Raw genomic sequence first — 14,775 nt, 5'->3', positions numbered from 1 at the left:
CCCGCAATAGCGTATTGCGGAACGGGGCAAAACGATTTTCGACAATTTGGGTGGCATTAACGATATGGCAGCTAGCGAAGGCACGCGTCCGGATCCGTCCGAGTACATTGCGCACCACTTGCAGAATTTCTCCACCTCGCATCAGACGTCGATTTTCGATATCCACGTCTGGAATCTCGATACGCTGTTCTGGTCGATCGTGTGCGGCATCGTGACGATCCTCCTGCTGCGTCTGGCCGCCCGCAAGGCGACGTCGGGCGTGCCGGGCCGTTTCCAGTGCGCGATCGAGATGCTCGTCGAAATGGTCGAAGACCAATCGAAGGCCATCGTCCACGGCAATCGTACCTTCATCGCGCCGCTCGCCCTCACGGTGTTCGTGTGGGTCACGCTGATGAACTCCCTCGACTTCCTCCCGGTCGACCTGCCGGGCCGCGTGATCGGCCTGCTCGGTCTGTCGGACGTGATTTCCCACCATCGCATCGTCCCGACGGCCGACCTGAACGGCACGCTCGGCATCGCGCTCGGCGTGTTCGTCCTGATGATCTACTACAGCATCAAGATCAAGGGCGCGGGCGGCTTTGTGCATGAGCTGCTGTCGGCCCCGTTCGGCGGCCACCCGCTGCTGTGGATCCCCAACCTCGCGCTCAACATTGTCGAATACGTCGCAAAGACCGTTTCGCTCGGCATGCGGCTGTTCGGCAACATGTACGCGGGTGAGCTGTTGTTCCTGTTGATCGCCCTGCTCGGCAGTATGTGGAGCTTCGGTGGCGACGCAACGTTCCTCGGCTTCATTGGTCACGTGATCGCGGGCAGCGTCTGGGCAATCTTCCACATCCTGATTGTTCTGTTGCAGGCATTCATTTTCATGATGCTGACGCTGGTGTATCTCGGCCAGGCGCACGACAAGCACTAAGCGCGGCGTGCAACAAAGAGTCTTCGTTTTAGTTTTTTAAATCTCAGTTCCAAGTCTTTTCTCAAAGGAGTGATCATGCAAGCTTACATCGCCAACATCCAGGGTCTGACCGCCATCGGTATCGGCATCATCATCGGCCTGGGTGCAATCGGCGCCTGTATCGGTATCGCGCTGATGGGTGGCAAGTACATCGAAGCGTGCGCACGTCAGCCGGAACTCATCAACCCGCTGCAAACGAAGATGTTCCTGCTGGCCGGCCTGATCGACGCTGCATTCCTGATCGGTGTTGGTGTCGCAATGCTGTTCGCGTTCGCGAACCCGCTCCTGTCGAAGCTCGCAGGCTAAGGTTCCTCGGAAATATGCGCCTGGCGCAAGCCGGCGCAGGGCGGAACGGAGACTTGGGGCGCTGATCGAATGCAACTCGATGAGCGCCTTACCGTTTCATTTTTCCGGATAGCAGATAAGGAAACACCGTGAATCTCAACGCAACTCTGTTTGCGCAAATGGTCGTGTTCCTGGTCCTCGCGTGGTTCACGATGAAGTTCGTGTGGCCGCCGTTGATCAACGCCCTCGACGAACGTTCGAAGAAGATCGCCGACGGCCTCGCCGCCGCGGAGAAGGGCAAGGCGGAACTCGACGCAGCGCACAAGCGCGTGGACCAGGAACTCGCGCAGGCCCGCAACGACGGCCAGCAGCGCATCGCCGACGCTGAAAAGCGTGCCCAGGCGGTCGCCGAGGAAATCAAGGCCAACGCCCAGGCTGAAGCCGCCCGCATCGTCGCCCAGGCGAAGGCGGAAGCAGAACAGCAAATCGTGAAGGCGCGCGAAACGCTGCGTGGCGAAGTCGCCGCGCTGGCCGTGAAGGGCGCCGAGCAGATCCTGAAGCGCGAAGTCGATCAAACGGCCCACGCCCAACTGCTGAATCAACTGAAAGCCGAGCTCTGATCATGGCCGAACTTGCAACCATCGCCCGCCCTTACGCAGAAGCGCTGTTCCGCGTGGCCGAGGGAGGTGACATCGCCGCCTGGTCCACGCTCGTGCAAGAGCTGGCCCAGGTTGCGCGTCTGCCGGAAGTGCTGTCGGTCGCGTCGAGCCCGAAGGTGACGCGCACGCAAGTGGTCGAGCTGCTGCTTGCTGCGGTGAAGTCGCCGGTCGCGGCCGGCGCCGAAGCGAAGAACTTCGTGCAGATGCTGGTCGACAATCATCGTATCGCGCTGCTGCCGGAAATCGCCGAGCAGTTCGAGGCGCTCAAGAACGAACGTGAAGGTGCAGCCGACGCCGAGATCGTGAGCGCGTTCCCGCTGAACGGCGCGGATCTCGAAAGTCTCGTCTCTGGCCTCGAACGCAAGTTCAAGCGCAAGCTGAAGCCGACGGTCGAAGTCGATTCGTCGCTGATCGGCGGCGTGCGCGTGACGGTCGGCGACGAAGTGCTCGACACCTCGGTTCGCGCGCGCCTCGCATCGATGCAGGCTGCCTTGACCGCCTGAGCGCCACGCCGGCACGCAACAGAATTGACTATCAGGAGCGAATAATGCAACTCAATCCCTCTGAGATCAGCGAGCTGATCAAGAGCCGGATCCAGGGCCTTGAAGCGAGCGCAGACGTTCGCAACCAGGGCACCGTGATCTCCGTGACCGACGGCATCGTGCGCATCCACGGCCTGTCGGACGTGATGCAGGGCGAAATGCTCGAGTTTCCGGGCAACACGTTCGGCCTCGCGCTGAACCTCGAGCGCGACTCGGTCGGCGCCGTGATTCTCGGCGAATACGAACACATCTCGGAAGGCGACGTCGTCAAGACGACGGGCCGCATTCTCGAAGTTCCGGTGGGTCCGGAACTCGTCGGCCGCGTGGTCGACGCGCTCGGCAACCCGATCGACGGCAAGGGCCCGGTCAACGCGAAGCTGACCGACGCGATCGAAAAGATCGCTCCGGGCGTGATCTGGCGTAAGTCGGTGTCGCAGCCGGTGCAGACGGGCATCAAGTCGATCGACGCGATGGTGCCGATCGGCCGTGGCCAGCGTGAGCTGATCATCGGCGACCGTCAGTGCGGCAAGACCGCGGTGGCGATCGACGCGATCATCAACCAGAAGGGCAAGGACCTGGTCTGTATCTACGTCGCGATCGGCCAGAAGGCTTCGTCGATCATGAACGTGGTTCGCAAGCTCGAAGAAACGGGCGCGATGGAATACACGATTGTCGTCGCCGCTTCGGCTTCGGATTCGGCCGCGATGCAGTACCTGGCACCGTACGCCGGCTGCACGATGGGCGAATACTTCCGCGACCGCGGTCAAGACGCGCTGATCATCTATGACGACTTGACCAAGCAGGCTTGGGCATACCGTCAGATCTCGCTGCTGCTGCGCCGCCCGCCGGGCCGTGAAGCGTACCCGGGTGACGTGTTCTATCTGCACTCGCGTCTGCTCGAGCGTGCTGCTCGCGTGTCGGAAGAGTACGTCGAGAAGTTCACGAACGGCGAAGTGAAGGGCAAGAGCGGCTCGCTGACGGCACTGCCGGTCATCGAAACGCAGGCTGGCGACGTGACCGCGTTCGTTCCGACGAACGTGATCTCGATCACCGACGGCCAGATCTTCCTGGAAACCGACCTGTTCAACGCAGGCATCCGCCCGGCAATCAACGCCGGCGTGTCGGTGTCGCGAGTCGGCGGCGCCGCTCAGACGAAGGTCGTGAAGAAGCTGTCGGGCGGTATCCGTACCGACCTCGCGCAGTACCGTGAACTGGCGGCATTCGCGCAGTTCGCATCGGACCTCGACGAAGCGACCCGCAAGCAGCTCGAGCGCGGCCGCCGCGTGACGGAACTGCTGAAGCAGCCGCAGTACCAGCCGCTGCAGGTGTGGGAACTGGCCGTGTCGCTGTACGCCGCGAACAACGGCTACCTCGACGATCTCGATGTGAAGCAAGTGCTGTCGTTCGAGAAGGGCCTGCGCGACAACCTGAAGACCAGCCACGCTGACCTCATCAAGCGCATCGAAGACACCAAGGATCTCTCGAAGGACGACGAAGGCGCGCTGCGCGCGGCGATCGAATCCTTCAAGAAGTCGGGTGCCTATTGATCCGCGAGTGACACACTGAGGCCGCGCGGGTGCTGATGCGCCCGCGCCGCTTCGGTGAGCGATGCATGAGCCCCGAGTAAAGCGCTAAAGCGCTAACTCGGGGCGCAAAGGAGCAAGCTATGGCTGGAATGAAGGAAATTCGCGGCAAGATCAAGAGCGTGCAAAACACGCGCAAGATCACGAAGGCGATGGAGATGGTGGCCGCATCGAAGATGCGCCGCGCGCAGGAACGCATGCGCGCCGCTCGTCCGTACGCGGACAAGGTCCGTGCCATCGCCGCGCACATGAGCCGTGCGAACCCGGAGTACCGCCACCCGTTCATGGTGGCGAACGACGGCACGACGACGGCCGGCATCATCCTCGTCACGACGGACAAGGGGTTGTGCGGCGGTCTGAACACCAACGTGCTGCGTGCGACGGTGCAGAAGTTCAAGGAGCTGGAAGAGAAGGGCCAGAAGGTCGAAGCCACCGCGATCGGTAGCAAGGGCCTCGGGTTCCTGAACCGCTTCGGCGCGAAGGTGATGTCGCAGGTCGTGCACCTCGGCGACACCCCGCATCTGGACAAGCTGATCGGCGCCGTGAAGACGCAGCTCGACCTGTACTCGGAAGGCAAGCTGTCGGCGGTTTATATCGCTTACACGCGCTTCGTCAACACGATGAAGCAGGAAGCCGTGATCGAGCAGTTGCTGCCGCTGTCGTCGGAGCACTTCGAGGCCGATGACGGTACGCCGGCCACGTCGTGGGATTACATCTACGAGCCGGACGCGCAGGCAGTCGTCGACGAACTGCTCGTGCGTTACGTCGAGGCGCTGGTATATCAGGCTGTCGCGGAGAACATGGCGTCCGAGCAATCGGCGCGGATGGTCGCGATGAAGGCCGCGTCCGACAACGCGAAGACGGTGATCAGCGAACTGCAGCTCGTATACAACAAGAGCCGCCAGGCCGCGATTACGAAAGAACTGTCGGAGATCGTCGGCGGCGCAGCCGCTGTTTAAGCGCGCGCCCGGGACGACAACTGCGCCTTTGCGCGAGTAAAGAATCAGGTATTTAAAGGAAAAGCGATGAGTACTGCTGCTTTGGTAGAAGGCAAGATCGTACAGTGCATCGGCGCCGTTATCGACGTGGAATTCCCGCGCGACAGCATGCCGAAGATCTACGACGCGCTCATTCTCGATGGCTCGGAACTGACGCTCGAAGTCCAGCAGCAGCTGGGTGACGGCGTGGTCCGTACCATTTGTCTGGGTGCATCCGACGGCCTGCGCCGCGGCCTGACCGTGAAGAACACGGCAAAACCGATTTCGGTGCCGGTCGGCAAGCCGACCCTCGGCCGTATCATGGACGTGCTCGGCCGTCCGATCGACGAAGCCGGCCCGATCGAGAGCGACGTGACGCGTTCGATCCACCAGAAGGCTCCGGCGTTCGACGAACTGTCGCCGTCGACCGAACTGCTCGAAACGGGTATCAAGGTCATCGACCTGATCTGCCCGTTCGCGAAGGGCGGCAAGGTTGGCCTGTTCGGCGGTGCTGGCGTGGGCAAGACCGTCAACATGATGGAGCTCATCAACAACATCGCGAAGGAACACGGCGGTTACTCCGTGTTCGCGGGCGTGGGCGAGCGTACCCGTGAAGGGAACGACTTCTACCACGAAATGAAGGACTCGAACGTTCTCGACAAGGTCGCGCTGGTGTACGGCCAGATGAACGAGCCGCCGGGCAACCGTCTGCGCGTCGCGCTGACCGGCCTGACGATGGCCGAGCACTTCCGTGACGAAGGCCTCGACGTGCTGTTCTTCGTCGACAACATCTACCGTTTCACGCTGGCCGGTACCGAAGTGTCGGCACTGCTCGGCCGTATGCCGTCGGCAGTGGGCTATCAGCCGACGCTGGCTGAAGAAATGGGCAAGCTGCAGGAACGCATCACGTCGACCAAGAAGGGCTCGATTACGTCGGTTCAGGCCGTGTACGTCCCTGCGGACGACTTGACCGACCCGTCGCCGGCCACGACCTTCGGCCACCTGGACGCAACCGTCGTTCTGTCGCGTGACATCGCTTCGCTGGGTATCTACCCGGCGGTCGACCCGCTCGACTCGACTTCGCGCCAGATCGACCCGAACGTGATCGGTGAAGAGCACTACTCGATCACGCGCGGCGTTCAGCAGACGCTGCAGCGCTACAAGGAACTGCGCGACATCATCGCGATTCTGGGCATGGACGAACTGTCGCCGGAAGACAAGCTGTCGGTCGCACGTGCGCGTAAGATCCAGCGTTTCCTGTCGCAGCCGTTCCACGTCGCTGAAGTGTTCACGGGTTCGCCGGGCAAGTACGTGCCGCTGAAGGAAACGATCCGTGGCTTCAAGATGATCGTCGACGGCGAGTGCGACCACCTGCCGGAACAGGCGTTCTACATGGTCGGCACGATCGACGAAGCCTTCGAAAAGGCCAAGAAGATCCAGTAAGGGCTTGAGTGAGTCGCAAGCCGGCGTGTGCCGGCCGGAGCAATAAGTCAGTGATGACTTGTATTCCGGTCGCCCGCGTCGGCCGCAATATGCTCAACCTGTGGATGAGATTGGAGTCGATATGGCAACCATCAAAGTAGACGTCGTCAGCGCGGAAGAGCAGATCTTCTCGGGCGAGGCGAAATTCGTCGCGCTGCCGGGCGAAACGGGTGAGCTGGGTATCCTGCCGGGTCACACGCCGCTGATCACGCGGATTCGTCCGGGTGCGGTGCGCATCGAAGTCGAGGGCGGCAACGACGAATTCGTGTTCGTCGCGGGCGGCATTCTCGAAGTGCAGCCGGGCGCCGTGACGGTGCTCGCCGACACCGCGATCCGCGGCAAGGATCTCGATGCGGCGAAAGCCGAGGAAGCGCGCAAGCGTGCCGAGGAAACGCTGCAGAACGCGAAGTCGGATCTCGACCTCGCAAAGGCGCAATCCGAGCTCGCGACCGCGATGGCGCAGCTCGAGGCGATCCAGCGTCTGGCGAAGATTCGCAGCCGGCACTGAGCCGCGTGCGCGTATCCCGCGAAAGGAAGCAGCCTTCGGGCTGCTTTTTTTCGCCCGTCGTTTTCGTCTGTTTTTTGCGGGCCGGATCGTATCGTCCGGTCGTGCTATTTCATCCGTCCGCCGCGATTTGATGTCAGAGTGTCGTCAGCGGCGAGCGGCATCATTCGTGCAGAGGCTGTCCGCCGCGATCGCGGCGGAGCCGGCGCGCGTGAGCCGCGTGCCGGGCCGATCAGACAAAAACGGACGGAGACATCGATGGCAGCAGACCTTGACGTGGGGGCGCTGATCGCGCCCGAAAACGGACTGTCGTACGTGCGCGGCGCGACCGACGTGCCGCTATCCGACGCGACGATCAGCCGGTTCCTGCTCGACACGGCCGGCCGCTTTCCCGATCGTCCGGCCGTCGTGTTCCGCGAACAGCAGGTGCGCTGGACCTGGCGCGAGTTCGTGCACGAGGTCGACGTGCTCGCGGCCGGCCTGGCCGCGCTCGGGATCGTGAAGGGCGATTGCGTCGGCATCTGGTCGCCGAACCGCAGCGAATGGCTGCTCACGCAATTCGCGACCGCGCGCATCGGCGCGGTCCTCGTCAACATCAATCCGGCCTACCGGCTCGCGGAACTCGAATACGCGCTGAACAAGGTCGGCTCCAAGGCCGTGATCGCGGCCGAGCGCTTCAAGACGTCCGCCTACGTCGAGATGTTGCAGACCATCGCGCCGGAGCTCGAGAGCGCGACGCCGGGCGACCTGCGGGCGGCGCGCGTGCCGAGCCTGCGCACGGTCGTGTCGATGGGCGAGGTCGCGCCGGCCGGCATGTTCCGCTTCGCGGACGTGATGGCGCGCGGCCGCGATACGCTCGACGTCGCGCAGCTCGATGCGATCGGCGCGACGCTCGCAGCCACCGACCCGATCAATATCCAGTTCACGAGCGGCACGACCGGCAGCCCGAAGGGCGCGACGCTCACGCACCGCAACGTCGTCAACAACGCGCGCTTCATCGCGATGGCGATGCGGTTCAGCGAGCAGGACGCGCTGTGCATCCCGGTGCCGCTGTATCACTGCTTCGGGATGGTGCTGGCCGTGCTCGCGTGCGTATCGACGGGTGCGGCGATGGTGTTTCCCGGCGAGGCGTTCGACCCCGTCGCGACGCTCGCGGCCGTCGCCGACGAACGCTGCACCGCGCTGCACGGCGTGCCGACGATGTTCATCGCGGAACTCGATCATCCCGAGTTCGCGAAATTCGACCTGTCGACGCTGCGCACCGGGATCATGGCCGGCTCGCCGTGCCCGATCGAGACGATGAAGCGCGTCGTGTCGCAAATGCATCTGTCCGAGATCACGATCGCATATGGGATGACGGAGACGAGCCCCGTGTCGTTCCAGAGCTCCACCGACGATCCGCTCGAGAAGCGCACGACGACGGTCGGCCGCATTCAACCGCATCTGGAAGTGAAGATCGTCGATCCCGAAGGGCGCATCGTGCCGGTCGGCGCGACGGGCGAGCTGTGCACGAAGGGCTATTCGGTGATGCTCGGCTACTGGGACGACGACGCGAAGACGCGCGAGGTGCTGGTCGACGGCTGGATGCACACGGGCGACCTCGCGACGCTCGATGCGGATGGCTACTGCAACATCGTGGGCCGGCTGAAGGACATGGTGATCCGCGGCGGCGAGAACGTGTATCCGCGCGAGATCGAGGAATACCTGTTCAGGCATCCGAAGATTCAGAGCGCGCAGGTGTTCGGCGTGCCCGACGCGAAGTACGGAGAGGAGCTGTGCGCGTGGATCGTGCTGCGTGCGGACGAGCAGATGTCGGAGGACGACGTGCGCGCATTCTGCACCGGCCAGATCGCGCACTACAAGATTCCGCGCTACATCCGCTTCGTCGACGAACTGCCGATGACGGTGACGGGCAAGGTGCAGAAGTTCGTGATGCGCGAACGGATGATCGAGGAACTAAAGCTCGACGTGCAGAAGACCGCTTGAAACGACGGGCGGCCCGGCGGCGGGAAAAGCGCGGCGGCCTTCGGGCCGTCCCATGCGGGCCGCTGCGTTTTCGATGGACGAAAAAAAGCGGGCTTATTAGCCCGCTAAAAACCACACGCTACGGGGTTAGCGCGAGGAGACCAAAGATGAAACCGAGTCCGACCGGGGCCGGAAACGACTCCAACAGGGATGCCCCTCGGAAGGGCTTCGGTACGTGACCGACTGGCTCGCAGCGCTTCGCGTCCGCTCACACTTGGCACACGAGACCGCATCCGTGTTGAAACCGTTGAGGCCCATTGTGGGCGAATTAATGACCCGTCGCGGTAACAAAGTGTTTCAGGTTGTAACGTCCGCCAGATAAGGCTTTCCGGGATTTTTTGCTGTTTTCGGGATACTGAAAATGGTCATATTTACTTATCGTTTCCGCAGAGTTTTCATCGGGTGCGCGCAATGCGTTTTTCATGCGTATCGGCATCGATGAATTGCCGATTTACACGATCGAACGTGCATCGCATGGCAGATACGGCGTATGACGATTGATTCGTCGGAAAGATTTTGAAACGTGATCGGCCGCCGCGATAGTCAGCCATTCGGCCGGTTTCACGGTTTTTCCACCGCGGCGTCCCGCGCCGATGTGTAACGGCACCCGGCGTTCGGCTTCAGGGACGCGCGGTCGGTGCCCGTTATCCGCCACCGTTGCAGTGCGCGATCGTATTTATTTCAGCCACTTGTCGGAGATCGCCTGGTACTCGCCGCTCGATAGCGCGAGGTGCAGCCACTGGTCGACGTACTGCTGGAACGCGACGTCGCCGCGCGGCACCATGTACGCCTTTTCGCCGAACTGGAACGGCTTGTCCGGGTGCACGGAGCAGAGGCCCGGATTCAGCTTTTGCTGCAGCAGCGTCTCGGACGCATCCGTCACCATCACGTCCGCCTTGCCCGCGAGAATCTGCTTGAAGATGGTCACGTTGTCAGGATAGACAGTCAGGTTTGCGTGCGTGAAGAACTGCTTCGCAAAGCGCTCGTTGGTGCCGCCCGGGTTCACGATCACGCGGGTCTCGGGCCGGTCGATCTGCGCGACGGTCTGGTATTTGTCGGCATCCGCGCACCGTGCGATCGCCGTCTTGCCGTCGACCACATACGGCTGCGTGAAGAACACGCGCTTCTGGCGCTCGAGCGTCGTCGAGACGCCGCCCACCGCGATATCGCACTTCGCGACGAAGTCGTTGGTGAGGTTCGACCAGCTCGTCTTCACGAAGTCGGCCTTCACGCCGAGCGATTTCGCGAGCGATTCGGCCATGTCGATGTCGATGCCCTCGAAGCGGCCGTCGGTCCGGTAGTACGAATACGGCTTGTAGTCGCCCGTCGTGCACACGCGCAGCGTGCCGCGGGCGAGCACGTCGTCGAGTCGCGAGCCGGCGCTGGCGGCCGGGGGCGCGGCTGCGGCGGTCTGAGCGTGCGCGACGGCGCAGCAAAGCATGGTGGCGGCGGCGAGCGCGCCCAGCGCGGCGAATGTCTTCATCGGTCTCCTCCTTCGTTCGGGTTGATATCAGCGTCCGATCATAACGGAGCCCTCGCGCGTGTCATATGGCCGCCATCGCATCGGCATACGCAGCGGCGGGGCCGCGCTCCGGTAAAATGCCGCTTTGCCTTCGCACCGTCGCTCCTACCGTGGCCCATAACCTGCTCAACGACACCTTCCTGCGTGCGCTTCTGCGCGAGCCGACCGACTACACGCCGATCTGGCTGATGCGCCAGGCCGGCCGCTACCTGCCCGAATACAACGCGACGCGCGCACGCGCCGGCAGCTTCCTCGGCCTTGCGAAGAATCCCGACTACGCGACCGAAGTGACGCTGCAGCCGCTCGAGCGCTTCCCGCTCGACGCCGCGATCCTGTTCTCGGACATCCTGACGATTCCCGACGCGATGGGTCTCGGCCTCGACTTCCAGGTCGGCGAAGGGCCGAAGTTCGCGCATCCGGTGCGCACCGAGGCCGACGTCGCGAAGCTCGCGGTGCCGGACATCGACGCGACGCTCGGCTACGTGACGGGCGCCGTGCGCGAGATCCGCCGCGCGCTGACCGACGGCCAGGGCCGCCAGCGCGTGCCGCTGATCGGCTTCTCGGGCAGCCCGTGGACGCTCGCGTGCTACATGGTCGAAGGCGGCGGGTCGGACGATTTCCGCACGGTGAAGTCGATGGCGTATTCGCGCCCCGACCTGATGCACCGGATCCTCGACGTGAACGCGCAGGCCGTGGCCGCGTACCTGAATGCGCAGATCGAAGCCGGCGCGCAGGCCGTGATGATCTTCGATACGTGGGGCGGCGCACTGGCGGACGGCGCGTACCAGCGCTTCTCGCTCGACTACATTCGCCGCGTGGTCGCTCAGCTCAAGCGCGAGCACGACGGCGAGCGCGTGCCGGTGATCACGTTCACGAAGGGCGGCGGGCTGTGGCTCGAGGAAATCGCGGCGACCGGCGTCGACGCGGTCGGGCTCGACTGGACGGTCAACCTGGGCGCCGCACGCGAGCGCGTCGCGGGGCGCGTCGCGCTGCAGGGCAACCTCGACCCGACGATCCTGTTTGCGCCGCCGGCCGCGGTGCGCGAGCAGGCGCGCGCGGTACTCGACAGCTACGGCAATCATCCGGGCCACGTATTCAACCTCGGCCACGGCATTTCGCAGTTCACGTCGCCGGATCACGTCGCCGAACTCGTCGACGAAGTGCACAGCCACAGCCGCAAGATCCTTAGCGGAGCGGCGGGCTGAGCGCAAGCGCTGTCATGCTGCAACGCGGCGTGACGGCGTTTCGCTGTCGGCACTAAACAGGGCGCAAGCCCGCACCGGTTGCCGATTCATGGCTTGTCAAGACTTGACTTATGCACATTTTCCACGTTGCAGCGCGGTAGAGCCCTGTATCGGTCGAATTGTCTCGCTATGGTTGGGGAATTTGAATAGCAGCCTTATGGAATAAGGCTTCGCGGGGCGCGGCAGCGAGCGGGCCAAATCGACGGAAAGCACGGCCCCGCGCGCTTCGCGGCTGGTGAACGGCGAGTTCTCAACAAAGTTATCCACAGGCTGTTCAGGGTATACGGCGATTCCCAATGCGAATCCAAAACTTAGCGCCGAATCTGAAGTTTTACTTTAAGTTCGCCACCTTGACGCGGATGCGCGGGCCAGCCGTTCGCGCGCCCCGGACCGCCGCCGGAGCGCGCTGATGGGCGATACCTACCTGCGCGTCGCGCTCGACCACCCGCTCGCCACCCTGTTCGACTACCGCTGCGACGTCCAGCCGGCGCCCGAGCCCGGCACGCTCGTCCAGGTGCCGTTCGGCAAGCGGCAGGTCGTCGGGCTCGTGTGCGAAGTGACGACTCACACCGACGTGCCGCCGTCCCGGTTGCGGGCGATCGACGCAATCTGTACCGAACTGCCGCCGCTGGCGCCGGACTGGCTCGCGCTCGTGTCGTTCGCGGCCGATTACTACCAGCGCGGCCGCGGCGAAGTCGCGCTGCCGGCGTTGCCGCAGGCGTTGCGCGATGCGCAGCGCTGGGGGCGGCTGCTGGCGCCGGAGGTGCGCTATCGGTTGAGCGAAGCCGGCCGCGCCGCGCTTCCCGACGCACTGCCCGCGCGCGGGGCGGCGCTGCGAAGGCTCGCGCAGGCGCTCGCCGACACCGATTCGCTGACGTTGCCCGACGCGCGCGCGTTGCACCCGAAGGCGGCCGCTACGCTCGACGACTGGGCGGCGCGCGACTGGGTTGCGATCGAGGAGATCGGCTGGGCCGACGCGCCTGTGCCCAAAGCTGTGGATAACCTGTCGACAACCGGTGGACGAGCTGTGCCGCCGGCGCTCACCGACCAGCAGGCCGAGGCGCTCGACGCGATCCGCGCCGGGCAGGGTTTCGCGCCGTTCCTGCTGCATGGCGTGACGGGCAGCGGCAAGACCGAGGTCTATCTGCATGCGCTGGCCGCGCTGCTCGAGGCGCGGGCCGACGCGCAGGCGCTCGTGCTCGTGCCCGAAATCAACCTGACGCCGCAGTTCGAGGCCGCGTTTCGCGCGCGCTTCGCGGGCACGCTCGCGGACGACGCAATCGTCACGCTGCACAGCGGGCTCGCCGAGGGCGAGCGTGCGCGCAACTGGCTCGCCGCGCACACGGGCCGCGCGCGGATCGTGCTCGGCACGCGGCTCGCGGTGCTCGCGTCGTTGCCGACGCTCGCGCTGATCGTCGTCGACGAGGAACACGAGCCCGCGTACAAGCAGCAGGAAGGGTTGCGCTATTCGGCGCGCGATCTCGCGGTGTGGCGCGCGAAGCATCTCGGCATTCCGGTCGTGCTCGGTTCGGCGACGCCATCGCTCGAAAGCTGGTGGCAGGCCGAGCAGGGGCGCTACACGCGGCTCACGCTGTCGCGCCGTGCGGTGGCCGACGCGACGCTGCCCACCGTGCGGCTGATCGATCTCGAAGAGGAGCGGCGGCGCGGGCGCGCGTCGATGGGCGGGCTGTCGGGGCCGCTCGTCGCGGCGCTGAAGGCGCGGCTCGAGCGCGGCGAACAGAGCCTCGTGTTCCTGAACCGGCGCGGTTACGCGCCGCAACTCGCGTGCGACGCGTGCGGCTGGGTCGCCGGTTGCCCGCGCTGCAGCGCCTACGTCGTGCTGCACAAGCCCGAGCATGCGCTGCGCTGCCATCACTGCGGCTGGGAAGCGCGTATTCCGCGCTCGTGCCCGGAATGCGGGAACGTCGACATCGCGCCGCTCGGGCGCGGCACGCAGCGCATCGAGGAGGCGCTCGCCGAGGCCGTGACGGGCGCGCGGATCCTGCGGATCGACGCGGACAGTACACGACGCAAGGGCAGCGCGCAGGCGTTGTTCTCGGACGTGCACGCCGGTGAAGTCGACATCCTGGTCGGCACGCAGATGATCGCGAAGGGGCACGACTTCCAGCGCGTGTCGCTCGTCGGCGTGCTCAATGCGGACACCGCGCTGTTCTCGCACGACTTCCGCGCGAGCGAGCGGCTGTTCGCGCAGCTGATGCAGGTGAGCGGCCGCGCCGGGCGCGCCGGGCTGCCCGGCGAGGTGCTCGTGCAGACGCGCTATCCGCGTCACGCGCTGTATCACGCGCTCGGCCGGCAGGATTACGTCGGCTTCGCGAATTCGACGCTCGGCGAGCGCCGCGACGCGCACCTGCCGCCGTTCGTCTACCAGGCGCTGCTGCGTGCCGAGGGGCGCACGCTCGACGCGGCACTCGCGTTCCTGCTGCAGGCCGCCGCCGCGCTGCCGGGGCTGCCGGGCGCCGATCGGGTGACCGTATACGACGCGGTGCCGATGACGATCGTGAAGGTCGCGAACGTCCACCGCGCCCAGCTGCTGCTCGAAAGCGCGTCGCGCGCGGCACTGCAGCATGCGCTGCGCGCGTGGCAGCCCGAGCTGCGCGCGCTGAAGGGCGTACATCGGTGGAGCCTCGAGGTCGATCCGCTGGATATCTGATCCGGGCGCCACGGCTGCGGCCGTCGGGCCGCGCGCCCACCATGTGACACCCCCGGCCGACTGTCGAGGCCCTTCCATACCCGCTTTGCGGCACCCGTCCGGCCGCCCAGTGCAACCGATTTTCCTCTCCGCCTCGCGCCCCGCGGGTTGCCCCACGCACGCCGAATCGACCCGATCAGGGAAAACACCGATCCGCCGACCACGGGCAACCCCTAGGTTGCAACGATCTAAGTGGCTGATTATATTGGCTAACTTGCGGGTGCAACCAATCTCGTAATTCGGTTGCACCTTTTTATTGCGTGCCGTAGGATTTCGCGCATCCTCTCAC

Annotated in this window: 12 protein-coding genes; 11 read left to right on the top strand and 1 reads right to left on the bottom strand. The window is 64.6% G+C overall.

The annotated features are described in order from the left end of the window. Positions 1–64 precede the first annotated feature (64 nt). From atpB to SB786_RS08710, 9 genes are all read left to right on the top strand, one after another. Positions 65–913, top strand: coding sequence for a F0F1 ATP synthase subunit A (gene atpB, locus SB786_RS08750; protein ID WP_006756470.1), 849 nt, complete (start codon positions 65–67; stop codon positions 911–913). Positions 914–988: 75 nt separating this feature from the next. Further along, positions 989–1,258 carry a F0F1 ATP synthase subunit C gene (gene atpE / locus SB786_RS08745; protein ID WP_006482730.1) on the top strand — a complete coding sequence of 90 codons (270 nt, stop codon included), beginning with the start codon at positions 989–991 and terminating at the stop codon, positions 1,256–1,258. Between the two features lie 128 nt (positions 1,259–1,386). Beyond that, positions 1,387–1,857, top strand: a complete 471-nt coding sequence (locus tag SB786_RS08740) for a F0F1 ATP synthase subunit B (RefSeq protein WP_011882812.1) — start codon at positions 1,387–1,389, stop codon at positions 1,855–1,857. Between the two features lie 2 nt (positions 1,858–1,859). Beyond that, positions 1,860–2,399 carry a F0F1 ATP synthase subunit delta gene (locus SB786_RS08735; protein ID WP_006756468.1) on the top strand — a complete coding sequence of 180 codons (540 nt, stop codon included), beginning with the start codon at positions 1,860–1,862 and terminating at the stop codon, positions 2,397–2,399. A 44-nt stretch (positions 2,400–2,443) separates the two neighbouring features. Then, positions 2,444–3,985 (top strand): F0F1 ATP synthase subunit alpha, encoded by a 1,542-nt coding sequence (gene atpA / locus SB786_RS08730; RefSeq protein WP_410727127.1) that lies wholly within the window; start codon positions 2,444–2,446, stop codon positions 3,983–3,985. 119 nt (positions 3,986–4,104) lie between these two features. Beyond that, a complete protein-coding gene (gene atpG / locus SB786_RS08725; protein ID WP_410727126.1) occupies positions 4,105–4,980 on the top strand; it encodes a F0F1 ATP synthase subunit gamma in 876 nt (291 codons plus the stop codon). A 66-nt stretch (positions 4,981–5,046) separates the two neighbouring features. Next, complete coding sequence (gene atpD, locus SB786_RS08720; protein WP_410727125.1) at positions 5,047–6,441, top strand: F0F1 ATP synthase subunit beta; 1,395 nt, start codon at positions 5,047–5,049, stop codon at positions 6,439–6,441. 121 nt (positions 6,442–6,562) lie between these two features. Further along, positions 6,563–6,988: a F0F1 ATP synthase subunit epsilon gene (locus tag SB786_RS08715; RefSeq protein WP_006477288.1), complete on the top strand. Its 426-nt coding sequence runs from the start codon at positions 6,563–6,565 to the stop codon at positions 6,986–6,988. Between the two features lie 255 nt (positions 6,989–7,243). Further along, positions 7,244–8,971: an AMP-binding protein gene (locus tag SB786_RS08710; protein ID WP_410727124.1), complete on the top strand. Its 1,728-nt coding sequence runs from the start codon at positions 7,244–7,246 to the stop codon at positions 8,969–8,971. 715 nt (positions 8,972–9,686) lie between these two features. Here SB786_RS08710 and SB786_RS08705 read toward each other — a convergent pair. Continuing rightward, positions 9,687–10,493: a transporter substrate-binding domain-containing protein gene (locus SB786_RS08705; RefSeq protein ID WP_410727123.1), complete on the bottom strand. Its 807-nt coding sequence runs from the start codon at positions 10,491–10,493 to the stop codon at positions 9,687–9,689. Between the two features lie 149 nt (positions 10,494–10,642). Here SB786_RS08705 and hemE point away from each other — a divergent pair, with 149 nt between their 5' ends. Next, a complete protein-coding gene (hemE, locus tag SB786_RS08700; protein WP_410727122.1) occupies positions 10,643–11,737 on the top strand; it encodes a uroporphyrinogen decarboxylase in 1,095 nt (364 codons plus the stop codon). A gap of 448 nt (positions 11,738–12,185) precedes the next feature. Then, positions 12,186–14,447, top strand: coding sequence for a primosomal protein N' (locus tag SB786_RS08695; protein ID WP_410727121.1), 2,262 nt, complete (start codon positions 12,186–12,188; stop codon positions 14,445–14,447). Positions 14,448–14,775 lie beyond the last annotated feature (328 nt).

This window comes from Burkholderia sp. SIMBA_062 (assembly GCF_046534765.1).
In the GTDB taxonomy this organism is placed as follows: Bacteria; Pseudomonadota; Gammaproteobacteria; order Burkholderiales; family Burkholderiaceae; genus Burkholderia; species Burkholderia ambifaria.
Note: the sequence above shows the minus strand (reverse complement) of the source record. Positions and strands in the feature narration are given on the sequence as shown.